The 25,441-nt window shown below is 64.6% G+C and carries 23 protein-coding genes; 14 read left to right on the top strand and 9 right to left on the bottom strand.

Translation table 11 applies throughout. The features are described from left to right. Position 1 precedes the first annotated feature (1 nt). A complete protein-coding gene (locus tag QX071_RS26160; RefSeq protein WP_315705342.1) occupies positions 2–535 on the bottom strand; it encodes a hypothetical protein in 534 nt (177 codons plus the stop codon). Positions 536–944: 409 nt separating this feature from the next. On the opposite strand from QX071_RS26160, the gene QX071_RS26155 reads away from it, so the two are divergent. Next, positions 945–1,295: a helix-turn-helix domain-containing protein gene (locus QX071_RS26155; RefSeq protein WP_315705343.1), complete on the top strand. Its 351-nt coding sequence runs from the start codon at positions 945–947 to the stop codon at positions 1,293–1,295. Here the strand turns inward: QX071_RS26155 and QX071_RS26150 are convergent. Then, positions 1,271–1,756 carry an Rrf2 family transcriptional regulator gene (locus tag QX071_RS26150; RefSeq protein WP_315728657.1) on the bottom strand — a complete coding sequence of 162 codons (486 nt, stop codon included), beginning with the start codon at positions 1,754–1,756 and terminating at the stop codon, positions 1,271–1,273. The genes QX071_RS26155 and QX071_RS26150 overlap by 25 nt on opposite strands. A gap of 102 nt (positions 1,757–1,858) precedes the next feature. Between QX071_RS26150 and QX071_RS26145 the strand changes: the two genes are divergently transcribed. Continuing rightward, on the top strand, positions 1,859–2,326 hold the full coding sequence (locus tag QX071_RS26145) for a carboxymuconolactone decarboxylase family protein (protein WP_315705345.1): 468 nt from the start codon (positions 1,859–1,861) through the stop codon (positions 2,324–2,326). Positions 2,327–2,386: 60 nt separating this feature from the next. Then, positions 2,387–2,464 carry a MerR family DNA-binding transcriptional regulator gene (locus QX071_RS34125; protein ID WP_409977522.1) on the top strand — a complete coding sequence of 26 codons (78 nt, stop codon included), beginning with the start codon at positions 2,387–2,389 and terminating at the stop codon, positions 2,462–2,464. Between the two features lie 825 nt (positions 2,465–3,289). Here QX071_RS34125 and QX071_RS26140 read toward each other — a convergent pair. Together QX071_RS26140 and QX071_RS26135 are read right to left on the bottom strand one after the other, a co-directional pair. Further along, complete coding sequence (locus QX071_RS26140) at positions 3,290–3,730, bottom strand: SseB family protein (RefSeq protein ID WP_315705346.1); 441 nt, start codon at positions 3,728–3,730, stop codon at positions 3,290–3,292. A gap of 43 nt (positions 3,731–3,773) precedes the next feature. Then, entirely contained in the window at positions 3,774–5,654 is a 1,881-nt protein-coding gene (locus QX071_RS26135; protein ID WP_315705347.1) for a sigma-54-dependent Fis family transcriptional regulator, read from the bottom strand. A gap of 330 nt (positions 5,655–5,984) precedes the next feature. Here QX071_RS26135 and QX071_RS26130 point away from each other — a divergent pair, with 330 nt between their 5' ends. The 10 genes from QX071_RS26130 to QX071_RS26085 all read left to right on the top strand — a co-directional run bounded on the left by QX071_RS26130 (position 5,985) and on the right by QX071_RS26085 (position 15,887). Beyond that, entirely contained in the window at positions 5,985–7,028 is a 1,044-nt protein-coding gene (locus QX071_RS26130) for an NAD(P)-dependent alcohol dehydrogenase (protein WP_315705348.1), read from the top strand. A gap of 57 nt (positions 7,029–7,085) precedes the next feature. Beyond that, complete coding sequence (locus QX071_RS26125; protein ID WP_315705349.1) at positions 7,086–7,454, top strand: hypothetical protein; 369 nt, start codon at positions 7,086–7,088, stop codon at positions 7,452–7,454. Next, the gene (locus tag QX071_RS26120) at positions 7,454–7,726 is read left to right on the top strand and encodes a hypothetical protein (protein ID WP_315705350.1); all 273 of its coding nucleotides are present in this window, start codon (positions 7,454–7,456) and stop codon (positions 7,724–7,726) included. The genes QX071_RS26125 and QX071_RS26120 overlap by 1 nt, the downstream gene beginning before the upstream one ends. A gap of 168 nt (positions 7,727–7,894) precedes the next feature. Continuing rightward, a complete protein-coding gene (locus QX071_RS26115; RefSeq protein ID WP_315705351.1) occupies positions 7,895–9,565 on the top strand; it encodes an aromatic/alkene/methane monooxygenase hydroxylase/oxygenase subunit alpha in 1,671 nt (556 codons plus the stop codon). Positions 9,566–9,661: 96 nt separating this feature from the next. Next, positions 9,662–10,702 (top strand): 2Fe-2S iron-sulfur cluster-binding protein, encoded by a 1,041-nt coding sequence (locus QX071_RS26110; RefSeq protein WP_315729698.1) that lies wholly within the window; start codon positions 9,662–9,664, stop codon positions 10,700–10,702. A 48-nt stretch (positions 10,703–10,750) separates the two neighbouring features. Beyond that, complete coding sequence (locus QX071_RS26105) at positions 10,751–11,848, top strand: aromatic/alkene monooxygenase hydroxylase subunit beta (RefSeq protein WP_315705353.1); 1,098 nt, start codon at positions 10,751–10,753, stop codon at positions 11,846–11,848. A gap of 42 nt (positions 11,849–11,890) precedes the next feature. Continuing rightward, positions 11,891–12,247 carry an MmoB/DmpM family protein gene (locus QX071_RS26100; RefSeq protein WP_315705354.1) on the top strand — a complete coding sequence of 119 codons (357 nt, stop codon included), beginning with the start codon at positions 11,891–11,893 and terminating at the stop codon, positions 12,245–12,247. Between the two features lie 103 nt (positions 12,248–12,350). Then, entirely contained in the window at positions 12,351–13,388 is a 1,038-nt protein-coding gene (locus QX071_RS26095) for an amidohydrolase family protein (RefSeq protein ID WP_315705355.1), read from the top strand. Positions 13,389–13,393: 5 nt separating this feature from the next. Next, positions 13,394–14,182 (top strand): metal-sulfur cluster assembly factor, encoded by a 789-nt coding sequence (locus tag QX071_RS26090; protein WP_315705356.1) that lies wholly within the window; start codon positions 13,394–13,396, stop codon positions 14,180–14,182. 76 nt (positions 14,183–14,258) lie between these two features. Then, positions 14,259–15,887, top strand: a complete 1,629-nt coding sequence (locus tag QX071_RS26085) for a molecular chaperone GroEL (protein ID WP_315705357.1) — start codon at positions 14,259–14,261, stop codon at positions 15,885–15,887. An 87-nt stretch (positions 15,888–15,974) separates the two neighbouring features. On the opposite strand, the gene QX071_RS26080 is transcribed toward QX071_RS26085, so the two are convergent. From QX071_RS26080 to QX071_RS26060, 5 genes are all read right to left on the bottom strand, one after another. Beyond that, positions 15,975–17,906, bottom strand: coding sequence for a sigma-54-dependent Fis family transcriptional regulator (locus QX071_RS26080; RefSeq protein ID WP_315705358.1), 1,932 nt, complete (start codon positions 17,904–17,906; stop codon positions 15,975–15,977). 958 nt (positions 17,907–18,864) lie between these two features. Further along, the gene (locus tag QX071_RS26075; RefSeq protein ID WP_315705359.1) at positions 18,865–20,061 is read right to left on the bottom strand and encodes a 2Fe-2S iron-sulfur cluster-binding protein; all 1,197 of its coding nucleotides are present in this window, start codon (positions 20,059–20,061) and stop codon (positions 18,865–18,867) included. Beyond that, positions 20,058–20,885, bottom strand: a complete 828-nt coding sequence (locus QX071_RS26070) for an FAD binding domain-containing protein (RefSeq protein WP_315705360.1) — start codon at positions 20,883–20,885, stop codon at positions 20,058–20,060. The genes QX071_RS26075 and QX071_RS26070 overlap by 4 nt, the downstream gene beginning before the upstream one ends. Next, entirely contained in the window at positions 20,882–23,254 is a 2,373-nt protein-coding gene (locus tag QX071_RS26065; protein ID WP_315705361.1) for a xanthine dehydrogenase family protein molybdopterin-binding subunit, read from the bottom strand. Before QX071_RS26065 ends, QX071_RS26070 begins: the two co-directional genes overlap by 4 nt. 1 nt (position 23,255) lies before the next feature. Continuing rightward, positions 23,256–24,533 carry an amidohydrolase/deacetylase family metallohydrolase gene (locus QX071_RS26060; RefSeq protein ID WP_315705363.1) on the bottom strand — a complete coding sequence of 426 codons (1,278 nt, stop codon included), beginning with the start codon at positions 24,531–24,533 and terminating at the stop codon, positions 23,256–23,258. Between the two features lie 176 nt (positions 24,534–24,709). Between QX071_RS26060 and QX071_RS26055 the strand changes: the two genes are divergently transcribed. Then, positions 24,710–25,195, top strand: a complete 486-nt coding sequence (locus QX071_RS26055; RefSeq protein WP_315705364.1) for a MarR family winged helix-turn-helix transcriptional regulator — start codon at positions 24,710–24,712, stop codon at positions 25,193–25,195. The last annotated feature ends 246 nt before the right edge of the window (positions 25,196–25,441 follow it).

The raw sequence follows: 25,441 nt of genomic DNA, 5'->3' as shown, positions 1-25,441 counted from the left end.
CCTATGCGCTTTCACTCTGGAATGTCCTGACCAGTTGTGCTCCCTCGATAGGCTCGTCGAGCAGAACCATCATCACTCGGTAACTGATCAGCTCGCACTGATCTGTCGACAAGCCCTGTTCCCTAAGAGCGCGCTGCACCTCGTCCAGGGTATGGCGCAGACTGCGTCGTGCCTCCGTTTCCGTGGCTGCATGTGCTTCTTCACGTGCTTTCCGGGTCTTGATGAGATCGGAGGCGTTTTTCCAGATGCTCAGCAGGTTGGATATTCCGCTGAGCCCGCCTGATTGATACAGCTTGAGCAGCCCCTTTGCGATGTAGCTGAGTGCCATATAAGCAAAAGGCAAAAGCAAGGCTCCGCCATCTGGCAGAAAACCGCCGAGTTCCGCTCTATTCTCAAAGAGCTGCCGTCGGTCTCGACCGCCACGCAGATAGGCCTCCATCATCATTGGCGCGAGAGCTTCGCTCTCGGGTTCGATTTCTGCTGCAATCCGCGTCGCCCATTTGCTGATGGAGTCCGACGAGAATTCTTCGGTCATCGCAGTGAATCCCTTCATAAAAATGTGGTTCCCCCAAGTCGTGTGCGAACTGAAGAGAATTGGTCGATCATTTTCAGGATCTAATCGTCACAGGCGCGTCGGCCATGCTGCGGACTAAGTGGCCTTGTGTCGTGCACGTCGGTGTGTGGCTGGCTCGGATCGTCCGGCCGCTAATAAGTGACTTCTTCGGAGATATGCGCGTCGCAGTATGAGGTGAACTATAAAAAAATGCAATCAAAAGTAGAAAGAATGAAAATGAAGTTGTTCTGTCGACCATGGGGCTGGCGGATTTGCGACCGGCATTCACTGTGAGATGGCGGATAGGGTTCGATATTGCGGTGACAGTGTTGGACTGCCTCCCTCAAGTGAGACACGATAATTTCAGTGACAGGCATTCCGAGGATGACCTGTGGCAGTACGAGGAAAGACCCGTCAGTTCCCGACGGCTTACAAATTGAAGGCGATCAAGCGGGTCGAGCGAGGCGAAGGCGTTCTGCCCGTCGCTCGTGACCTCGGCGTAGCGCGCAAGCTTCTGCACGACTGGATCAAGGTGTGGAAGGCGCACGGGCCAGAGGGATTGAACCGCAAGCGCGGTCCCAGGCCCGGTCCGCGTAAGCTCAAGCGCGTGGCGACGTATGACGACAAGCGTTCGGCGCTCGCCCGGGCGAATGCGCGCGCATCGCCGAGCTGTGATCGGCGGGATTGGATATTCGCTATCAGGCCGGTCGATAGCGCTCAGCGCTGTGTCTTCTCAACGTAATTCGCCACCGCCTTCTTGTTGTGTGCGTCGATCAATTGGGCTCCATCGGCAACAAGATCGGCGAGGGTCTGCTGTTTCAGGACAGCCCGCCAAGCCTCTTCGGCGGCGATCATGCGGGTCTTGATGAAGCAGTCCGCCTTGTAGACGCACGGGTCCTTCGCCTTGCCGGGACCGCGCCGGCGGATTTCGCGGCAGACGAAGGCGGGCTCCCGCCCGTCGATCGCTTCTACGATGTCGAGCAATGTGATGCGCTCCGGGTCGCGCGCCAGCCGATAGCCACCGCGCGGCCCCGGCACGGCATCGATGACGGAAGCCGCAGCGAGCGCCCGCAGGTGCTTCAGAAGATAGGTTTCCGAGACGCCGTGCAATTCGGCGAGGCTCTTGCCAGGAAGTACTTTACCCTCCGGCAATCCGGCCAGCACCAGAGCGCAGTGCAGCGCTGCCTCCACCCCGTCGCTCATGCGCCGCATCGCCGTCTCCCACTCCGCTCTTGGATCGCGGCTAATCATGGATATATATTATCCACGATTTCACGCCAACTCCATTCGAGACAGGAGGCCTCCATGCATCCCAGATTGAACATCGCCGCCCTGGCGCCCGAGCTCTATCAGGCCGTTCGTACCCTCGACGGTGCCGTGACCAAGTCGGGCCTCGACAAGCGCACGCTTCACCTCGTCAAGCTGCGCGCCTCGCAGATCAACGGCTGCGCCTATTGCGTCGATCTGCATGTCAAGGGCGCTCTGGCCGACGGGATGGACGCCCAATTGCTGCACCTCGTCGCCGTTTGGCGCGAGTCCCCGTTTTTCGACGCGCGCGACCGGGCAATTCTCGAATGGACCGAAAGCGTGACGCTCGCCGCCGAGACGGGCATTCCCGACGCTGCGTTTGAAACCGTCCGCGCCATCGTCTCGGAGGCCGACATCGCCAAACTGACGATCGCTATCGGAACCATCAACATCTGGAACCGCATCGCGGTCAGTTCCCGCATGCAGCACCCGGTCGGCACGGAAAAGAACGCGGTTGCTCCTTGATCGACTTGCCCTTGACCCTGACATTGATGTCTGGGGTTACGAGATGCGGCAGGAGGGCGGATGAAGATCGGAGACGTTGCAAAAAGGACGGGGGCGAGCGTGCGCTCCATCCGTCATTACGAGAAGGCATTGCGGTGACAGTGCACAAAGCTCCTGCACCTCGCGCGCTGTCGAAACTCCTCGCTGCCGCATTCAATAGGGGGATCTGCCCGACGGGCAATCCTCGCATGCCCCGCATGCGCCAACTACCCGTCGTGCCAGTTTGTCGCGCACTTATCCCTTGCTACGTCGGGCAAATCACTTGCACATATCAGCGCATCCCGGCTCGCTGAAGAGGGACGTTTCGCGGTCGTCATGAAGCGTCGAGCCGGAGAGGCGACGGGCGCATTGCTCCGCAGCCGGGTGTCACAGCCCGTGCCGACGGACGGAGCGAGGCGACGGCGAAGTGGCGTGGTCCTGGTCTCCCGACGCTGAGACCAAGCCGGCGGGGATGATGATCCGCTGGCGACGGGGGCAAGACAGCCGGTCCCCGGGGAGAGCGCCTATAAGTCGCAAAACCGTCGCGCAGGGAAGGCCGGATATTGGGCTGAACCTGTGGTTCTGCCGCGTGCTTTTTGCTGCACGCGGACCGCGGGTATCAGCCGATACCCGGTCTTCCCTGCGCCTCTTCGTTGAGAGGCGGTTGAATGGAGACAACAACTCGGGCTCAGGCGGCCGCGAGATCGCGTCGTCACGCCTGCGGTTTGAAACGTGGAGAGAGGTGCCGTGACGATATCCTGCATCCCATCATGGCTGGCTGGAAAGAGATCGACGATCGTTCGCCCCTGGGCCTGCGTCGCCGACCGACCGCGAATGATGATCATCGTCCAGGCCCCGCTCGCCTCGACTTCGTTGAAGGACCAGACCGATCCTGAGTCCGCCACTCCGCGACTCGTTCCCCTCGGCTCGGTGGCGAGGGTGGGATCACCGGCCAGCGTGCCGGGCTGCGGCCGCCATCGGGAGCTTGTCGAAGATCGTTCCGTTCATCAGCAGCGCGATTTCGCTGGCCGGCATCGGCTTCTGGCATTCGGACAGCGGGTTGAACCAGAAGTTCGCGTTCGGCAGCATGGTGAACAGATCGCGGGCCGAAGCGCCGAGGCAGGCTTCCGGCGCCTTCACATAGTCCGAGATGCGCTGCCTGGAGGTGAACGCCGGCAACCAGGTCAGGCCCTGGAATTCGACGCTCGCGACGTTGATGCGCTCCTGGCGCGCGAGCGAGCGGTGCTGCCCGGGCTCGATCGGGGCCTCCGGTGTCAGGACATAGATCTCGGCCTCGAGCAGCGCGCGGTAGAACCGCGGGATGATCGCCGGATCGCGGCCGGCCGCCTGCATCAGCGCTTCGAGACTGTTCTCCGGTTCGAACATCGTGGCCTCCCTTGGGATTGATCAACTCATTGCGGCGCGCGCGTCAGCCCGGCTTGCCGCGCAGCGCGCGGTAGACGGTATTGCGCGAGATGCCGAGCCGCCGCGCAGTCCTGCTGATGTTGTTGCCGGCTTCCGCGAAAGCGGCGAGCACAACGGCGCGCTGGATTTCGTGCAGGTCGGCAGGGGCGCATTCGTCCACCGTAATGTTCGGCGCCATGCGCTCAGGCCCACCGGCGCCGATGACGGCCTCGACGGTGGCGGCGTCGATCACGGGGCTGGTCTCGCTGAGCGAGAGCCGCGCCAGCGCGTTGCGGAGCTCGCGGATGTTGCCGTCCCAGCTCCGTTGCGCCAGCCGCTGAATGGCAGCCTCGGACAGCGCGATCGACGGGTCGATCTTGTGCATCAGATGGCGCGCGATGTCGGCGAAGTCGGTGCGTTCGCGCAGCGGCAGCAGCGTCACTTCGAGCGTGTTGAGGCGAAACAGCAGGTCGGATCTGAACCGGCCCTTGGCGATGGCGTCGTCGAGATTGGCGTTGGTGGCCGAGACGAGGAGCACGTCGACCTCGCGTTTGCTGCCTCCGACCGGCCGCACCGTCCAGTCATCGAGGAAGCGCAACAGCACCGCCTGCAAGGTCACCGGCATGTCGCCGATCTCGTCGAGGAACAGCGTGCCGCCATCGGCTTCCTTGAACAGGCCCGCCGAGCCGCCTTTCCTGGCGCCCGTGAAGGCGCCCTCGGTGTAGCCGAACAGCTCGGCCTCGATCAGGCTGTCGGGAAGGGCCGCGCAGTTGACGGCGACGAAGGATCCCGTGCGGCGGCTCGCCGCGTGGGCGTGGCGTGCCATCTGCTCCTTGCCCGTGCCGGTCTCGCCGCGAATGAGGATCGGCATCTTGCGTGAAGCTGCGACGGCGACGCGCTGTACGATGGCCGCTATCCGCGGATCGGCGGAGACGAAGGCCGCTGCAGCGTGCTTCGGCGGCGCCGGCCGCGGGGCCGGCAGGCGATGCGTCATCGGGAATTGGCGGGTGTTCTCGATCGTCGCGACGAACTGGCTGCCGACGTCATCCTCGAGCCGCTGGCGCTCGTTGCGCCGGCCCTCGTCGAGAAAATCTGCGAACCTCGCGCGGAAGACATCGCCAAAGCGGCGGCCGGCGGAGGCCGGCAGCCCGTGTAGCAGAACCCGGGCGGCGCGGTTCGCGGCGAGGATCTGGCCGTCATTGTCCACCGCCAGCAACCCGGCGCTGAGCGTGTGCAGATATTCACCGCGGTTGTGGAAGGCGATCAGGATGTTGCCGCGATGCTGTTCGCGGAACAGCCCGTTCTCGATCTGGGTCGCGGCCATCGCGACGAGAGCCTGGGTGTGGGCCTGGCGCGACATGCAGTCGGAGGACGCGTCGAGGATGCCGGCGACTTCGCCATCCGGTGCGAAGATCGGCGCCGCCACGCAGGTCAGATTGTTGTAGCGGGCGAAGAAGTGCTCGCGCCCGTGCACGACGATCGGCCGCTTGAGATGGGCCGCGGTGCCGAGCCCGTTGGTGCCGCAGATCGTCTCGGTCCAGATCGCGCCGGCCCGGATGCAGGCCGCGTCCGATGCGCAGCTGAAGCTGGTGTCGGAAATGATGTCGAGCAGCAGTCCTTCCGCCGTCGCGAACGCGATCATGAAGTTGGAGCCGGCGATCTGCTGGTGCAGCGTGTGCATTTCGGCCAGCGCAAGGCCGCGCACCAGCGAGCAGCGCTGCTGCTCCTGCCGCAGCACTGCCGCGTCGACAAATTCGGGCGAGGGCGGGCGCAGCGCATCGAGGCCGAGGCTGATACAGCGCATCCAGCTGTCGTAGATGTCGGCCGACAGAACATCGGCCGGCAGATGGCCCTGATCGTCGAGCTTCATCCACGCGCCGTCGACGCGCCGGCTGGCTGGCAGCATCGTCCATCCTCCCGCTCCGAGGGCTTTGCAGTTCCCCGTCCGCTGCAGCCCGCTTGATTGTTAGTTCTGTGGTGCTGCTCGACTCATCATAGAGCAATCGAGCCGGAATCCAAATTTCGACCGTAACGTCCTTGCATCGCGAAAACTGCTCCGTCTCGGAACAGTTGTGCAATCAGCTTTGCTCCGCGGCGGACCGAAGGACGGCGCGAGCGCGCGGCAGAACGTCCGGATTATCAGCTTGTTAGCTCGCTGGCATAGCTCTTGCTCAGCCCTGATCAATGGCACGCTGATCAAGTTGCCGTGCAAAACAAAAATATCCGGGGGAGTTCGATGAAGGCCGCTGTTCTCCGTGCATTCGATGAAACGCTGACGGCCAAGGAATTCGTCAGATATGAGGAGGTCACCGATCCGAAGATCGCGCGTCCGATGGACGTGATCGTGCGGATCGGCGGCGCCGGTGTCTGCCGCACCGACCTGCACATCGTCGAAGGAATCTGGCGCAGCAAGGTCGATGTCAAGCTTCCCTACATCATGGGTCACGAGAACGCCGGCTGGGTCGAGGCCGTCGGTCCCGGCGTCGAAGGCGTCAAGGTCGGTGACAGCGTGATCTGCCATCCGCTGGTGACCAGCGGCCATTGCCTGGCGTGCCGGCGCGGCAACGACATGCATGCGCTCGATAGCTCCTTTCCCGGCATCAACGCCAATGGCGGCTACGCGCAATATCTGCTCACCGGCCAGCGCGCGCTGATCAAGCTGCCGAAGTCGCTGGCGCCGAAGGACGTCGCTCCGTACACGGATGCCGGCCTGACCGCCTATCGCGCCGCCAAGAAGGCGTCGCGTCATCTGCTGCCGGGCGAGTATGCGGTGGTGATCGGGGCCGGCGGCCTCGGCCATATCGGCATCCAGGTGCTCGCAGCACTTTGCGCGGCCGAGATCATCGTCGTCGACCGCTCCGCCGACTCGCTCGAGCTCGCCAGGACCTGCGGCGCGCATCATCTGGTGAAGGCCGGCGAGAGCGCGGTCGAGGCCGTGCTGGCCCTGACCGGCGGCCGCGGCGCCGAGGCCGTCATCGATTTCGTCGGCGAGGGCGACGCGATCGCCAAGGGCCTCGCGATGACGGCGAATGCCGGCTCCTATTACATCGTCGGCTACGGCGGCAAGATCGACATCCCGACCATCGACATGATCACGACGGAAAAGACCATCGTCGGCAATCTCGTCGGCACCTATGCCGAGCTGGTCGAGCTGATGGCGCTGGCCGACCGCGGCCTCGTGAACCTGCACACCAGGGAATACAGGCTCAGCGAGGCCAATGATGCGCTGCATGACCTGCATCATGGGCGCATCCACGGGCGCGCGGTGCTGATTCCCTGATGCGTGCGCGGCGAGATGCTCGGGCCCGGACCCCATCATCGAACGGGAGTGACGCGTGTGGACTCCGACGAGCGCAAGCCACAGATGACGGCCGAGGAAGCGGCCCGGCTGCAGTTGGCGCACGAGCGGATGATCGCCCGGCACAGACTGATCGAGGGCATCATCCGCAACAACGAGCTGCAGCTCCGCAACGAGAGCGCTCGCGGCGGTGCGGAGATCGAGCTGGCGTGCGCACAAGGCGACCTTGCGGGGGCGCAAGGCGGCAGCGCCGCGCGGGACGAGTTTGACAGGGTCGTCGAGCGTCTCGGCAAGCTTCGCGACGAGCATGCGCGGCTCGTCGCCGAGCGCGAATGGCTCAACCACGCTCTGTTGGAATTCGACAGCACGCCCACGGACGACGACCAAAAACGGACGGGACACGCATGATGAGCAAGGTCGACATGAGCAGGCTCAACCTCAGGACATCAGGCGCGCCGATCTCGGCCGTGCCGCCGCCTCAGCAAGCTGAGCAAGCAGAAGAAGACCGGTCGAAGGACGCGTTCTTCGCGCAGGTCGGCGAGCTCGCCGAGGCGATGATCGCGCGGCACGGTCGTGAGTTTGCCACCGGCACGCTGGTGCTGGCGGCGAAGTTCGTCGCGGAAGGCCGGCCATTGGCCAGTCGCGGCGCGGACACCGGCAGCGCTGCCAAGCCGGTCTGAAATGCCGATTCGTTGCGGGAGTGAAAGTCAATTTTCGAAACTCAAAGTTGATGGGCTGACGTGAATTTGCAGGAGACGTCGCGGAAGCAGCCGTTGGTCGCCGCTGCCGTGATCGGATGATCAAGGCCTGAATGCAGAAAACTGGTGCAACGTTCAAAGGAGAAGGAAATGTCTGCAAGTCTAACGCTGAATAAGATTACGGCCCAGAAGGGCATCACGATTGCCGAGGCCGCAAACCGGGTCGCGGATCTCGGCTGGACGCCGAGCTACGTCCAGGAAGCGATGACCTTCCCGACCGACTACAAGATTTCGAAGACTCCGCGCGATCCGATGAAGCAGGTGCTGCGATCGTATTTCCCGATGCAGGAGGAGAAGGACAACCGGGTCTACGGCGCGCTCGACGCTGCGTTGCGCGGCGACATGTTCCGCAACGTCGAGCCGCGCTGGGTCGAGTGGATGAAGCTGTTCCTGGCCATCATCCCGTTCCCGGAGATATCGGCCGCGCGGTCGATGGCGATGGTCGGTCGGCTGGCGCCCGGCGAGGAGCTGCGCACCGGCTTCACGATGCAGATGGTCGACGAGTTCCGGCACTCGACGATCCAGATGAACCTCAAGAAGTGGTACATGGAGAACTACATCGACCCGGCTGGGTTCGACATCACCGAGGCGGCGTTCGGCAAGTGCTACGCGACGACGATCGGCCGCCAGTTCGCCGAGGGCTTCCTGACCGGCGATGCGATCACCGCAGCCAACGTCTACCTGACAGTGGTCGCGGAGACCGCGTTCACCAACACCCTGTTCGTGGCGATGCCGTCGGAAGCGGCCCGCAACGGCGACTACGCGCTGCCGACCGTCTTTCTCTCGGTGCAGTCGGACGAATCGCGCCACATCGGCAACGGCCACTCGATGCTGATGGCGATGATCAACGATCCGTCGAACCACCAGCTGCTCGAGCGCGACCTAAAATACGCGTTCTGGCAGAACCATGCGATCGTCGATGCGGCGATCGGCACCTTCATCGAATACGGCACCACCAACCGCGACAAGAACAAGGAGTCCTATGCGGAGCTCTGGCACCGCTGGATCTATGAAGATTACTACCGCACCTACATGCTGCCGCTGGAGAAATACGGCATCAAGATCCACCACGACGACGTCGCCGCCGCGTGGGACCGGATCGTCAAGAAGAACTATGTCCACAAGACCGCGCAGTTCTTCGCAGTCGGCTGGTCGGCGAACTTCTGGCGGATCGAAGCCCAGACCGAAAAGGACTTCGAGTGGTTCGAGCACAAATATCCGGGCTGGTACGCCGAGTTCGGCGATTTCTGGAAGTGGTATGCGAAGCTGAGCGTGCCGGGCGAGACCAACATCCTGTTCAACAGCGACGTCGGCTACGTCTACCCGCATCGCTGCTGGAGCTGCATGGTGCCGTGCCTGATCCGCGAAGACTTCGTCTGCGACGAGGTCGACGGCAAGATGTACACCTATTGCTCGGAGGGCTGCCGCTGGACCCACAAGGTGGCGTTCGCCGCCGAGTATGAAGGCCGCGCCACGCCGGCGATGGGCCGCTTCAGCGGTCGCCGGGAATGGGAGGACTGCTATCACGGCTGGGACATTGCCGACGCGATCAAGGATCTCGGCTTCGTCCGTCCGGACGGCAAGACCCTGACGGCCCAGCCGCATCTGCGGTTCGACGCCGAGGACATGTGGACGCTTGACGACGTGCGCGGCCACCAGCTCGGCAGCCCGCTACGCGGCTTCCGTGCGCTGTCGCCGATCGAGCGCGAGGTCGCCGTCGCCGACTATCGCAAGGGCTTCACCATCAATCCTTGCCACTGAGGATGCGAGAGCAGGGGGCCGGTTCGCCGGCTCCCTGCTCTCATCAGCTTGCGTGTGTCGGGGAGGTTGTCGATGTCGGTTGGTAGAGGGGCTGTCATGACGGACGTGCAGGTTCACAAGGTTCGTTTCGAGCCCGTCGGAATCGAGATGGAGGTGGAGGAAGGCGAGACCGTGCTCGATGCGGCGTTCCGCCAGGGCATCTCGCTGATGCATGGCTGCAAGGAAGGCCAGTGCGGAAGCTGCAAGTCGAAGCTCGTCGACGGTGACATCGAGCTCATGAAATACTCGACCTTCGCTTTGCCGGACTATGAGAGCGAAAACGGGCACGTGCTGCTCTGCCGGACGCACGCCTATAGCGATGTCAGCTTCGAGCTGCTCAACTACGACGAAGACCTGCTCAGGCGATCGATCGCGGTCAAGACGGTTCACGGCCGCGTCGCGGCCATCACAGCGCTGACGTCGGACATCCGTCTGCTGGAGATCGACATCGACAAGCCGATGAAGTTCTGGGCCGGCCAGTATGTCGATTTGACGATCAACGACGGCCGTATCACCCGCGCATTCTCGATGGCGAACGCGCCGGGCGAAGACGTGAGGCTCCGCTTCATCATCAAGAAATATCCCAATGGCGCCTTTTCCGCGCAGCTCGATGGGGGGCTCGGCGTCGGTGACGTGGTTATCGCGAAGGGCCCTTATGGCACTTGCTTCCGGCGCGAGGAGCGAACCGGTCCGATGCTGCTGATCGGCGGCGGGTCGGGCATGTCGCCGCTGTGGTCAATTCTGGCCGACCACATCGCGAGCGGCGAACAGCGGCCGATCCGCTTCTTCTACGGCGCCAGGACGCGCGCCGATCTGTTCTACCTCGACGAGCTCATGGCGATCGGCAAGCAACTCGAGGATTTCAAGTTCGTGCCGGCGCTGTCGCATGCCGGTCCCGACGACCATTGGGACGGCGAGACGGGCTTCGTCCACGAGGTGGTCGCGCGGCATCTGCGCGAAGAACGGCTGGCGGGAACGATCGACGCCTATGCCTGCGGCCCGACGCCGATGATCGAGGCCGTGCTGCCGATCCTGCAGGGCAATGGTGTCGAGCCGGACCACATCTATTTCGACAAGTTTACGCCGGCAGTGCGATGACGGCGTTCGAAAATCGTCGCAACACAAGAGCAAAAGAGGGAGGCCATCATGAGCATGCAAGCAGGCAGAGTCGCGGCGGAGCCGTCAGCCGTCAAATCGGGAGCGGCGGGATCCGCAGTCTTTCCCGGCTCCGATAGCCGCAAATACAACTATTTCGAGCCGAAGGGCCGCAAGGCGACGCACTACGAGGACATGACGGTCGATGTCCAGCCCGATCCGGAGCGCTATCTGCTGCAGGATTGGATCATCTCCTTTCCTGACGGAACGCCGACCTACAGCAAGGACTGGACGGCGGCGAAGAGCTCCAACTGGCACAAATTCCGTGCTGTCGATCAGGAATGGGAGCGGACGCACTATCAGCGGCAGTCGACGATCTGCGGCATGGTGCAGAACACCATCGAGAACGGCCGCAAGTCCGGCGCGCCGTCGCGCTTCGACCCGGCCTGGGTCAAGATCCTGCAGAACCATCTCGGCGCCTACAAGCACGCCGAGTTCGGGCTGGGAACGTCGACCATGCAGGCGCAGCGCTATGGCTATACCCAGATGGTCAACAATGCGATTCTGACCAACTCGTCCTACAAGCTGCGCTTCGCGCAGGACATCACGCTCTATCTGAGTGAAATCGCGCTCGACCTTCCCGGCTTCGACGTCAACGCGGGCAAGCAGCATTGGCTGGAGGATCCGATCTGGCAGGGCGTGCGCAAGTCGATCGAGTCGGTGATGGGCTCGAACGACTATCTCGAGCAGTATTTCGCCACCAACGTCGTCTTCGAGCCCCTGGTCGGCGAGCTGTTCCGGTCCGGCTTCCTGATGCAGGCCGCCTCGGCACAGAACGACTTCATCACGCCGGCCGTGGTCTCGGCTGCGGAGGCCGACTACGAGCGCAATCTCGCCAACACGGTCGAGCTGTTCCACATCCTGGGTACCGATGCCACGCATTCGGCGCACAACATCGCGCTGTTCAATAAATGGCTGGCCAAGCATGCCGAGCTCGCGCTCGACGCGGCCAACCGCCTCCAGCCGATCTGGTCGCAGCCGCGCGTCAAGGTCGTGACCTTCAGTGATGCCCTTGCGCAGGCCAAGAACCGGATCAGAGGCATTGCCGCCGAGCTTGGCCTGACGGTTCCGGCCGGTCTCGCCTCGTAGCCGAACCCCACGACCATCAGTCAAACCGTCAGGAGAGCGACAATGATGCAGGAAGCCGACAACATCTTCAAATCGATGAAGGACATCACGTTCGAGGACACGGTGTCTCATCAATGCGGGGTCACGATGAACGACAGTGTCGAGGCGCGCGCCATCGCCGAGGTGATGAGCCGCCACGACCACATCACCGTGACCCACATGCCGGCGATGATCCGGATCGACGGCACCGGCAAGATGGAATTCAAGATGGACGAGATCTCGGAGGAGCTCGGCCGCGAGATGACGCCGCATTTGTTCGAAATCTCGACCTCGACCCACTACGGACGGATGGTCATGATCGACGACAACACCGTGATGCTGTTCGGCGACATGAACGAGATGATGAAATACATCGTCTGATCCGACCGCGCAGAACGCCCGGCCGACCTCAGGCCGGCCGGGCCAATCGGCGACGCCGTCACGGCGAGCCTCATAACATCAATTTGGGAGCGGGAGACGCACAATGTACAGGACGGCGAAGGGTGAAGAGATTTTCGTGATCGACGGCCATACCCATTTCTGGGACGGCAGTCCCGCGAACCAGAAGAACATTCACGGCAAGCAGTTCATCGACTGCTTCTATGCCTATCATTCCAATCTCAGTCCGCCATCGGAGAAGTGGGAAAAGGCGAAGTTCGAGAAGTACGACGCCAAGACGATGTTCGACGACCTGTTCGTGTCGGGCTATGACGACATGGCGATCCTGCAGCCGACCTATCTGACGGATTTCTACAAGAACGGTTTCAATACGACGGAACGCAACGCCGCGATGAAGAAGAGCCATCCGGACCGTTTCATCCTCAACGGCGCGTTCGATCCGCGGGACGGCAGCAAGGGCCTGGAGGATCTTCATGCCTTGGCAGAGAAGCACAGGCTCCAAGGCGTGAAGCTGTACACGGCGGAATGGCGCGGCGAGTCCAAGGGCTACAAGCTGTCCGACAAGGAGTCCTACCGCTACCTCGAGGCGGCGCAGAAGCTCGGCATCAAGAACGTTCACGTCCACAAGGGGCCGACAATCATCCCGTTGAATCGTGATGCGTTCGATGTCGCCGATATCGACGACGTCGCGACCTCGTTCCAGGATCTGAATTTCATCGTCGAGCATTGCGGGCTTCCGCGGCTGGACGATTTCTGCTGGATCGCGACCCAGGAGACCAATGTCTATGCGGGGATCGCGGTGGCGCTGCCGTTCATTCATTCGCGTCCCGGCTATTTCGCTCACGTGATGTCGGAGCTGCTGTTCTGGCTCGGGCCGGATAAGATCCTGTACGGCAGCGACTACGGCATCTGGACGCCGAAATGGCTGATCGACAAGTTCATGGCGTTCGAGATTCCGGATGATATCACCAGGGAAACCGGCTCGGTGCTGACGTTGGAGACCAAGACCAAGATTCTCGGCCTCAACGCGGCGCGGCTCTACGGAATTGATGTCGAAGCCCAGAAGCAGAAGATCCGGGCCGGCGGCGGCTACGCGCATCTGTCTGAACCCGTGCCGGCGTGAGCGTCATGAGCGGGCGCGTTGCAAGGAGTCTGCCGGAACGGGACCGGCAGGCTTATGCGAGGCACGTCGAGACCAGGCAGGCCGAGCTGTGGGCCTGCCTGCGCGGCGTGACGGACCCGGAGCTCGATGAATCGGTGGTCGATCTCAACTTCGTCATCAGGGCGGATGTCGACGCGGGCAATCATGTCGACATCGAATTCCGGCTGCCGACCTATTGGTGTGCCGCCAACTTCTCGTTCCTGATGGCGGACGACATGCGCCGTGCCGTCAGCGCGCTCGACTGGGTGGAAAGCGTCAGCGTGGTCCTCGGCGAGCACATGTTTGCCGACAAGATCAACGCCGGGCTGGCGCAGGGCCTGTCGTTTCAGGAGACGTTCGGCGTCGAGGCCGATGGCAACCTGGACGATCTGCGCCGGACGTTTCTCCTCAAGGCCTTCCAGCGCCGCCAGGTCGCCTTGCTCAATCATCTCACGGAGCTCGGACACGTGCCTGAAACGATCACCGCGCTCACCTTGGCGGAGCTTCGTTGCCTTCCCGTCGATGATGAAGGCGATCGTCTGCGGCGGCGTTATCTCGAGCGGCGCGATGTGGTGGCGGCCGCCCGCGACCAGATGCCGGCCTTCGTCGATGCTGCGGGATCGCCGCTGCGCGCCGGTGGATTTTCCGCCTACGTCTCAGGGCTGAGGCGTGTCGGCGTCAACGCCGAATTCAACAGTGCGCTGTGCCGCGGTTTGCTGTCGGTGCGGTTCGATCTCGAGACGCCCTTCGTTCCGAAAACGCGAGTCTCGGCCTGATCGGCCGGGGGACAACAACAACGGTCGCGCCGGCCATGATGGGGGCGAACGACCAGGCCAATGGGAGGTTGAGAACATGCCGAAGATCATGCTGCATGACGAAGCCGCGCGAGCGGCATTGGGACGCGGCGTTGCCAAGCTTGCCAAGGCGGTGCGGGGAACGCTGGGGCCGAGGGGCATGAACGCGATCATGGATCGACCGATCGGAACACCGATCGTGTCGCGCGATGGCGTCAGCATCGCGAGCGAGATCGAGCTCGAATGCCCGTTCGAGAACATGGGCGCCCAGGTGCTGCGCGAGGTCTCGAAGCAGACCAACGACACCGCCGGCGACGGCACCACGACGGCGACGGTGCTGGCCGACGTGCTGGTGCAGGATGGCCTCAAGAGCCTCGCCGCCGGCGCGAATCCGGTGGAATTGGTGGAAGGCCTCGAGCTGGCGGTGGCTGAAACGATCAAGAACCTGAAACGATCCGCGATGGCTCTGCAGGGATCGGCAGGCCTGCGGGCGGTCGCGAGCATCGCGGCCAATGATGCCGCGCTCGGCGACATGGTCGCGGAAGCGTTCGAGCGCGCGGGAACGCACGGCATCGTCGCGGTCGAATACGGCAGCACGGTCCAGACGACGCTCGAAGTCGTCGAAGGCATGGCCTTCGAGCGCGGCTATCTCTCGCATCACATGGTGACGGATGTCGAGCGCATGCAGGTCGTTCTCGACAATCCGTTCATCCTGATGACCGACCACAAGATCCAGAGCGGCGAGCAGCTCGCCGGCGTGATCTCGCTGGTGGAAAGGAGCGGCCGGCCGCTGCTGATCATCGCCGAGGAGGTCGCGCCGGTCGTGATCATGCAGCTGCTGGCGCGCCGCGAGAAGAGCAACTTCAAGGTCGCCGCGATCCATCCGCCGGAGTTCGGCCATTGGCGCAAGGCCATGCTCGAGGATATTGCCATCACCACCGGTGGCCGCGTGATCTCGGTCGATCTGGGCGGCCGGCTGGAGAAGGCCGAGCTGCAGGATCTCGGCGCAGCGCGTCAGGTGCGGATCTCCGCCTCCAAAACCTTAATCACGGCAGGAGCAGGCGATCCGGTGAAGATTGCCGCGCGCCGCGAGCAGGTGATGCGGCAATATGATGCGGCGCCGGAAAATATCGAGCGCGACAAATTCCAGGAGCGCATTGCCAAGCTGTCCGGCGGCACCGCGATGATCCTGGCGGGCGGAGCGACGCCCGTCGAACAGAAGCGCCGCACCCAGCTGATCGAGGATGCGATCAATGCGACGCGGGCCGCTATCGAGGAGGGCATCGTTCCAGGGGGCGGCTTTGCGCTGTTGAAGGCGGCGCCAAAGCTCGACGACCTGATCAACGGCCTTGATGGCAGCTTGAGGCAGGGCGCGGAACTGCTCCAGCGCGCGCTGAGCCGCCCGCTGTTTCACATCGCTGCCAACGCTGGCCTGGATGCCGAGGCGGAGGTCAAGAAGGTCGCCAAGGGTGCCAACGGCCACGGTCTCGACGCGCGCAACGGCGCGTCGGTCGATCTCGTCAAGGCCGGCATCGTCGATCCGGTCAAGGTCTGCTACAGCGCGGTTCGCAATGCAGCCTCCGTCGCCGGGCTGATCCTGACAACGCAGACGTTGATCGCGAAGAAGCCGGACGACTATGACCCCACGGCTGGTCCGGCCCTGGGTGGGGGCGCCGAGCGACTTTGAGCCGCTTGGCCTACGCTGCAGGTGAGCCGTGACGCCGGACGTCCACGTCCGGCTTCACGGGATGCGTGGGATGACGCGCACGCCGGACTATGGCCGCGGCTGTCCGAGCGCGCGGTAGATCGTATTTCTGGATACGCCGAGACGCCGTGCGGTCTCGCTGACATTGCCCGACGTTTCCGCGTAGACCATCAGGATGCGGGCGCGCTGGACGTCCTGGAGCGATTCTGCTGCCGGCGGTGCAGGGGCCGCACCGAGCATCGTGTCGACGCAGGCCTGGTCGATCAGCCCATTGGACACGCCGAGCGTGAGGCGGGCCAGCATGTTGCCGAGCTCGCGGATGTTGCCGTGCCAATGGTTTGGCGCAAGTCTCTGCAGCGCCTCCGGCGTGATGTCGCAGCCGGGATCGATCTTGCGCAGCAATTGGCGTGCTATGGCATCGAAATCGCAGCGATCGCGCAGGCGCGGCAGCCTGACCTCGAGCGTGTTGAGGCGATAGAGCAGGTCGGCGCGGAAGCGGCCATCGGCGATGGCCCGGTCGAGCGCGGCATTGGTCGCAGACACCAGGAAGACATCGACCTTGTAGGCGGTGCCGCCGACCGGCCGCACCGTCCAGTCATCGAGCAGACGCAGCAGCACGCCCTGGAGTGCGACCGGCATGTCGCCGATTTCGTCGAGAAACAGCGTGCCGCCATTCGCCTCCTTGACGAGCCCGGTGGCGCCGCCCTGGCGCGCGCCGGTGAACGCGCCGTCGGCATAGCCGAACAGCTCGGCCTCGATCAGGCTGTCGGGCAGGGCGGCGCAATTGATCGCAACGAACGCGCCGGTGCGTCCGCTGGCGGCATGCGCATGTCGCGCCAGCTGCTCCTTGCCGGTGCCGGTCTCACCGCGGATCAGGATCGGCATCTTGCGCACCGCCGCACCTTCGACGCGCCGCACGATCGCAATCACGTTCGGGTCCTGGGCGACGAAGCCGGGACTCTTGTTGCTTGTCGGCTTCGCTGGAGGAGGCGATGTCTGCGCGTTTCGCGACGGAGCCAACGGCGGGATGTCGCCGCGCTGACGCGTCTCTCTCGCGTTGAGGCTGCTGCGATCCGCCACTGCGCGCCGCCGGGCATGCATGACGACGATCGCGCCGACACCGGTGCTGCCGTTCTTGACGAGCTCGAAGCTCGCATGGGGCAGGATCTCCCTGAGCTTGGCCGGCCAGTCTTCGAACTGGACCGCTTTCAGGAAGCGCGTCGGCGCGTCGCCGTCGGTGTTGAGCCCGTTGTCCTTCATGGCGCGCAGCCCGCGCTCGGTCGCATGGAGGATGGCGCCGCGCCGGTCGAGCAGGATGCATTCCTCCGTCGCCCACGACGCCCGCTTGGCGATGAAATCGCACAGCAGCTGCTCCTTGTCCTGCCGCGCCTGCTGCGCAAGCACGCTCTCGACGTGATGGCCGACCGCAACCGCCAGCGCCAGGCTCTGCGGATTGAACGTGCTCGCCGGGCCCGAGATGTCGACAACGCCGAGCAGCTCGCCGTCGCTCGGGTCGTGAACCGGAACGGCGGCGCAGGTCCAGCGCTGGACCTCGGTGCAGAAATGCTCCGCGCCGTGAATTTGGACCGGGCGTGATTCAGCCAGCGCCGCGCCGATTGCATTGGTTCCGATATCGGCCTCGCTCCAGCGCCCGCCATGCTCCAGATGCACCGTGCGGCCGGCATCGATGACCCTGGCATCGCCCTGGGTATCGACGATCAGGCCGGTGGGATCGGCGAGGATCATGATCGAGCCGGCCTCGCTCAGGAACGTCTTCGAGTTCTGCAGCGCGCAGCGGGCGGCCTGGCGGAGCGAGGCATTCTTGGAGCGCTGGCGAAACAATTCCGCTTCCGCAACGAGCGGCGCCTTGGCGCGATCGACCGTGATGCGGTGCTGCCTGGACCGCTGCCACGACGCGGCCACCGTCGATCTCAGCTCGCCCGACAGCGTGCCGCGCTCGACGAATTTTTGCCATGCGGCCCGTACGTCTCGTTGGTCCATTCCGGTTCCTCCAACGTGTCGATGCCCGCTGCCCACTCGCCTCGCGATCAAACGTCTGCTGCGAATGTCGTGGCCAACCGGCCGCTCATCAGCCGCAATCGTCGAATCGCTCGAGCGTATCGAACCTGATACCTCCAAAATGTCGGAAGACAGCCGCGCGTACGACGACGAGGGCGACGAGCTCGGCCCGTCAACCACCTTGCTCGCGTTTCACATCCCCGACGTTCCAGCGCTTCGTGGACGCTGGTAACGTCTGACCTTATACGCGTTGGTCAACTGCGCAAAGCCGAACTCATCGCGTTGCCGATCAATCATGCGACAATTTGAACGCGCATGTTTTCTGTCCAGCGACATTGACATGCGCGCCATCCGAACGGTGGAAACCCACGACATACCGAAACATCAATGCGTCCAGCGTAGCAGCGTGCGATGCGGGATAGGATCAATCGTCCCGCAGGTCGGACGTGTTAACGGGATACTACATTTCATGTGGTTCTCGAGGGAAGGCCGCGCTGGGGGGGGGCGAGGCGACACAGCCGTGGCCGCGGACTTACGACGGCTTGCCGTGCTATCCGCCAGCAGCGCGAATTGCTTCTTCGGCCGCGGGACGGCGAGGTCGATAGAGGCGCGGACCTTGGAGACCGAAGACCGTCTCTGCGGATAAATCACTAGCATTGGTAGATCCGCGCCATGCTGCGGCCGGCCACGGCTGAATAGATGCTGTTAACGTCGATCCGTGGTGTGAACTGTATCAGCCGATACCCGGTCTTCCCTGTGCCTCTTCTTCGGAGGAAGAGGTCGACTGATGGCAAAGCTCGGCGCACTCGCCGCGAGAAAGCTCAGCTTGTCCGCTGTTTGAAACGTGGAGACAGGTGCCGGGACGATGTTCCGCGCTGGCGTTCGGCGCTCATTCAAAGCTGACCGTGGACGGGAACCAGTCCGCCGGTGAGAGGCGGCTTCATTGCCCGCGCAGGCGCTGCGCGAAGGCCATAAGACGTGTCCGTGCGATGTCCATCAGTAGGGCAAGTGCGTTGAGGCGCTGCGGCTCGGCAGTCGCCGCCGGATTCAACGTCCCGTTGAGATGCCGGTCGCAGTTTTGCGCGAACGTCGTCGTGAGACGCGCCGCCAGATCGCGCACCAAACCGTCGCGCGCGATCTGCGCTAGTGGACCGGAGAGGCTATAGCGTATGGCGAGCTCGACGCGGGTTGCCCGTCCTTCGTCGATCGGAAGCATGCGCCAGCTGATCTGCCCGGAGGTCGAGCTGCGGCTCTGCTGGTCACGTCCGGTGCCGATCAGCCGGCCGGACAGACTTGCGTCATCGCGCTCGATCCGTGCGGCGCCGCGGAACACGGCAGCAAGCGGGCCAAGCGCAACCCTGATCTCGCCCTCGATGCAATTCGGGGATGGCATGGCGTTGATGGTGGCTCCGGGAAAGCATGCGGCCAGGGTCTTAGGCCTGCCGAACAGCGCAAAGACTTGCTCGGGCGCGGCGTTCACCGTGAACGACGCATCGAAGCTCTTGGCGGGCGTGTCGGGAGGATCGAGCGAACCCAGGGCGATGCCGCGGGAGATCTTGATGTCCGTCACCGCTGTCAGCGCCGACGAGATGGTGGTCGCGACCGCGCCCGTCTGTGATCCCACAGGACCGAGCGATGTCCGTCCTGCGCCGATCGCGGCGGCGATGCCTCGTTTTCGTCGTGCCTCGATGACGGCGCGGACGGCGCGCACGATCCCGGCATAGCCGGTGCAACGGCAGAGATTGCCGCTCAACCCGACACGGATGGCCTGCTCGTCAGCATTGTCGAGACGTATCACGAGGTCTCGCGCCGACATGACCATGCCGGGCGTGCAGTAGCCGCATTGTAGTGCATGTTCGCGCGCAAAGGCCGTGCGTAGCTCGGCTGCGATCTCATCCTCGTCCAGGCCTTCGATGGTCGTGACGGCGGCACGATTGCAGGCTACCGCGAGCGTGATGCAGGAGCGGGCCGGAGCGCCGTCGAGCAGCAGCGTGCAGGCGCCGCAGACGCCGTGCTCGCAGCCGAGATGCGTCCCGGTCAGATCGAACTGATCACGCAGGACGTCGGCGAGATGGGTGCGCGGTTCGACGTCGGCCTCGGTCGCGCGCCCGTTGACGGTCAGCTGGATCGTCGTCATGCGTCGGCCTCCGCGATCGCCCGCGCGAGCACGCTCACGTGGATGTGGCGGGCGGCCGGATCGGTCACGCCGGCCTGCATCAGCAGGCGGTCGGCGAGGTCGCGATCGAATTGCTGCCTGAGATGGGTGAGCGTTCCGCCGAACAGGGATGAATCGTCGACGACGATCGGCGTCGTGTCGATGGCGCCGATCACGACCCGGCTGCGGGACTTGTCCGGCTCGATCAGGACGGCGGCCATCGCATGAGCGAATTCGCCGGGCTTGCGACAGGCCTTGACGTAGCCGAAGCGCGCCGTGGACGACAGGGAGGGAAGGCGGATTGCGGTGAGGAGCTCGCCGGGACGCCGCGCCGTCTGCAGCGCGCCCTGGATGAACTCCGTCACGGCGAGGTCACGTCGGCCGGTGGAGTTCGTCAGCCGCACGCCCGCGCCGAGGGCTGCAAGCGTCGTCACCCAGTCGGCAGCCGGGTCGGCGTGACCGAGCGAGCCCCCGATGGTGCCGCGGTTGCGCACGGCGCGATAGGCGATGCCGCGGGCGATCCGCTGCAGCACGCCATGGGTCACGTCGGGGATGCGACCGTCTTCGATGTCGGCATGGGTGACGCCGGCGCCGATCACGAGATCGTCGCCATCGCGATCAACAGTGCGAAGCTCGGCGAGGCCGGCGACGTCGACGATGAGCGGCGGCTGCACCAGACGCAGATTGAGCATCGGGCCGAGCGACTGCCCGCCCGCCACGATCCTTGCTCCGTCAGCCCTGGCGAGCAGGTCGAGTGCCGCACCGAAGTTGTGGGGACGCTCATAGGCGAACGATGCGGCCTTCACGACGAGCTCGCCCGCTTGGCGGCCAGCACCGCGGCGACAATTCGGCGGGGGGACAGCGGCGACTGCATGAGTTCTGCCCCGAGGGGCCGCAGCGCGTCGTTGACGGCGTTGGCGATCGCCGCCGGTGGCGCGATCGCACCGCCCTCACCGATGCCTTTGACGCCGAACATCGTGTAGGGCGACGGCGTCTCCATGTGGAACAGGCGCGGCTCGGGGACTTCTGTCGGACCCGGCAGCAGGTAGTCGGCCAGCGTCGTCGCCAGCGGCTGCGCGGCGGCGTCGAAGGGCATCTCCTCGTACAGCGCGGTGCCGATGCCCTGCGCCAGGCCGCCGAGAATCTGGCCGTCGACGATCATCGGATTGACGAGGACACCGCCATCCTCGACGATGACGTAGTCGAGCAGCTCGACCTCGCCGAGATCCGGATCGACCGCGACCGTGACGGCATGCGCCGCGTAGGAGAAGGTGCCGCTGTCGCGCACCGGCTTGTAGCCGCTGGTAACCTCGAGGCCGGCCGGGTCAACGTCGGCGGGAAGGTCCTGCGGCCTGCGGTACCAGGTGTGGGCGATCTCGGCGAGGCTGACGCTGCCGTTCGGTCCGCAGGCGCGGCCCTCGCGCCACACAACGGCCTCGGGCGCGAGCTGCAGCAGCTTGGCGCCAATGCGCGTGGCGCGCGCGACGAGTTGCGCGCAGGCGGTGCCCACGGCTCCGCCGGCCATCACCATCGACCGCGAGCCCCAGGTGCCGGTGGAGTACGGCGTCATTGCGGTGTCGCCGAGCACGACGCGAATGTTGCCGGGATCGACGCCGAGGATCTCGTGCGCGATCTGGGCGAGCGTCGTCTCGAGCCCTTGGCCGTGCGAATGAACGCCGACGCGCAGCTCGAGCCCGCCGTCGGGCGTCAAGCGCGCCGTGGCCTGCTCATGGCCAGGTACCATGGGGATACCCCAGCCGGCATAGACCGAGGTGCCATGCGCGGCCTGCTCGCAGTAGATCGAGACGCCGGTGCCGACCAGCCGGCCATCCGGCTCGCAGCGCTGTTGGCGCGCGCGCACCGCGGGGACATCGATCGCCGTCAGCGCCCGCTGCAGCGCACCGGGATAGTCGCCGCTGTCGAAATGCTTGTTGGTGATGTTGTCGAACGGCATGTCCTGCGGCTGCACCAAGTTGCGCAGCCGGACCTCGCCGGGCTCGAGTCCGGCCTCGGCCGCGACGGCATCGAGCAGCAGCTCGAGCGCGAAGCAGACGCCGGTACGGGCTACGCCGCGATAGGGCAGGATCGGGCATTTGTTGGTCGCGACAGAGTAGGTGCGGCAGCGATAGGCCGGCATCCGATACGGCCCCGGCAGGATGCTCGCGATCTGCGCCGCTTCGAGGCAGGCCGAGAACGGATAGGACGAATAGGCGCCGGAATCGACGGTGGCCACGCAGTCGATGCCGCGCAGGCGGCCGTCGCGATCGGAATAGACGGTGATGTGATAGGCGTGCTCGCGGCAATTCGCGCTCGCGCTCAAATGCTCGCGCCGGTCCTCGAGCCAGCGCACCGTCCAGCCCTTTTCCATGGCGAGCCAGCTCAGGCAGACCTCCTCGGGCAGCAGGATGCCCTTGTGGCCGAAGCCGCCGCCGATATCCGGCGCGATGATGCGGATGCGGCCCTGGTCGACGCCGAGGCAGTCGGACAGGCCGTTGCGCACGATGTGCGGCATCTGCGAGCCGGTATGCAGCGTGAGCTGATCCAGCCGGTGATCGAAGGTCGCGACGACACCACGGCCGTCCAGCGGCGCCATGCACTGGCGTGCGGTCGAGATCTCGCGCGTCACCTTGATCGGCGCGTCAAGCGCAGCTGATATGTCGACCTCGAAGTTCGTTTCCAGGAAGACGTTGTCGCCCCAGTGCTCATGCACCAGCGCGCTGCCGGCCTCGCGCGCCAGCCGCATGTCGTGCACCGCAGGCAGCGGCTCCAGATCGAGCTCGACGGACGCGGCAATGTCCTCGGCCTCGGCGCGGCTGCGCGCGACGCACATCGCCACGAGTTCGCCGACATGGCGCACCTTGCCCGTCGCCAGCACCGGCTGCTCAGAGATCTTGAAGCCGGGCAGGCCGGAGACGGCGCGAATCGGCTTGATGCCGGCGAGGTCGTTGGCCGTGAAGACGACGTCGCGGTACGCGTCAGGGATATGGATTGCCATGATCCTGGCATGCGCCACCGGGCTGCGCACGAAGGCGACGTCCTTCAGTCCCGGCAGCCTGATGTCGGCGACGTATTGACCGCGGCCGCGCAGAAAACGGTCGTCCTCCTTGCGCGGCAAGCGCGCGCCGACACCGCGCTGTGCGCGGGCATCCGAGGCGGTCGGGGCCGCGTCCGTCACGTCAGGCCGCGACCGCTGCGGGCAGGATCGGCGCCTTGGCGTCGTGGCGGATGCCGGCGCGCAGGCAGAACACCGGCTGCAGCAGCTTCTCGGCGATCACCTCGGTCTTCTCGTTGTCGCGCAGCACGAAGCGTCCCTGCTTCTCGCGGAGCACGCTCACGTCGGCCTCTATGCCTGGACGCAGCGCGCCGATCTGATCGGATAGTCCGAGCATGGCTGCGGGGTTCGACGTCACCATCGGCACGACCTGCTCCAGCGTCAGCCCGAGCGCGATCAGCGAGCTCATCGCCTGCACGAGGCTGAATTTGGCCTGGCCCGCGAACGGATGGTTCTCGTCGTCGGCATGCTCGTCCGGCGTGCCGGCCGGCGCTGGCACATGCGTGTTGTAGCCGTGGATGTCTGCGCCGAGCGTGTGCGGCACGATGCCGGCGTCGATCGCCTTGCGCGCCAGTCGATAGGAGAAATGGCTGCCGTGGCCGACGTCGACCTTGAGCCCGCGGGCCAGCGCGGCCTGGATCACCGGATGCACCTCGCCCCTGGTGTTGACGAAGCCGCCGGGATGCCGCGTGAACGGGTGGGCCAGCACGTCGCCCGGACGCAGCAGCGGGATGACGCGCTCCAGGATGGTGTCGACATCCTCGCCGTTGGTGCCGCTGGCGGGCAGGCCCCACAGCTGGCCGAAATGGACATAGACGGGGAGCTCGGCGCGGCGGCTGATCTCCGCTGCCATCTCGATGACCCGGATGCCCCAGCGCGCGAAGCCGCCGATCTCGGCATGCGCCTTGATGCCGCGGACGAGGTCGCGGTTGGCGATAGCTGACTTCACCGTCGCGTCGATGTCGACGCAGTCGGGCCGGTAGAGATCAGGGTAGTAGTGGCCCTCGAGGCCGCCGACCAGATAGGCCGACAGGAACGCGTAGACACGCGATTGCGCCGGCTCCGCGACGAAGTGCCGGAAGCCGGGCAGGGTCATGCAGGAGGGGCCGCCCTGGTCGATCAGGCTGGTGACGCCCGACTGCACGCCGACCATGTCCGCATTCATGCCGAAGCGGCCGGTGACGTACTGATAGACATGGGCGTGGGTGTCGATCAGTCCCGGCAGCACGAGCTGGCCGGTGACGTCGACGACGTCCTTGGCACTCGATGGCAGGATGTCGGACTGGACGGCCGCAATGCGGCCATCGCGGATGGCAACGTCCTTCAGTCCATCGATGCCGGAGGCGGGGTCAATGACGCGGCCGCCGCGCAGCAGCAGGTCAAACGAGGCGCTCACGGACATGCAAGCTCTCCTTATCCGGGTTGTTTGTTTGTCCCGGTCAAAGCTGTCCTCGACGAGCCGGCGCGGATGATGCGCCGACCGATTTACGAAGCATACTTCGCATTACATCAAGATCCGTGCCATAGACAGCTTCAAATTGATGCAGCGTGATGAGTGCTTATGCGGGGAGCCGTTCGATGGCCGGAAGGAACAAGACGAAAGCAGATGTGTCGTGGCCGCTCGAGGAACGTCCGGGCTATCTGATCCGCCGCCTGCACCAGATCCACGTCGCCCTGTTCCAGGAAAAATGTGCTGCCTATGAAGTCACGCCCTTGCAGTACAGCCTGTTGACGGCGCTGGCGAAACGGGGAACTGCGGACCAGACCGCACTCGCCCAGGACATCGCTCTCGACCGGACCACCACGACCGGTGCGTTGAAACGGCTGCAGGCGCGCGGCTTCGTCGATCGCAGCATCGGGCCGCACGACCGGCGGTCCCGGACCTGTCGTTTGACCCGGTCTGGCGCGGCATTGCTGCGCAAGATCGAGCGCCCCGCGCGGGCGGCGCATCTGGCGACGATCGCGGATCTCAGCAAGGCCGACCAGAAACGGTTCATCGCCATGATGCAGGCGATCGTCGCGGCGCAGGGGCAGAGGCTCGACGCGACACGATCGCCGGACTGACCGCATCGCGCTCCGATTAGATAATGGGCACCGTGCTGCCCGAAAAGCAGCGCATCGCCGAAGTGCGGTATCGGGGCGAGGTGTGCGCTACCGCAACTACGAAGCATGCTCCGCATTCCCTGCTACTGCGTTTTCTTTAGCAAACGGCGCTCGTGGCTGCTCAATTTCATCGGAGATTGCCGCGACAGCGGGTGCGCGGATGCTGCGCTGCGCCGGGCTCCACGAGCTCTGGCATGTCCCTTGCTG

This window comes from Bradyrhizobium sp. SZCCHNS1022 (genome assembly GCF_032484835.1).
Lineage (GTDB): Bacteria > Pseudomonadota > Alphaproteobacteria > Rhizobiales > Xanthobacteraceae > Bradyrhizobium.
This window is presented reverse-complemented; position numbering and strand designations above follow the sequence as displayed.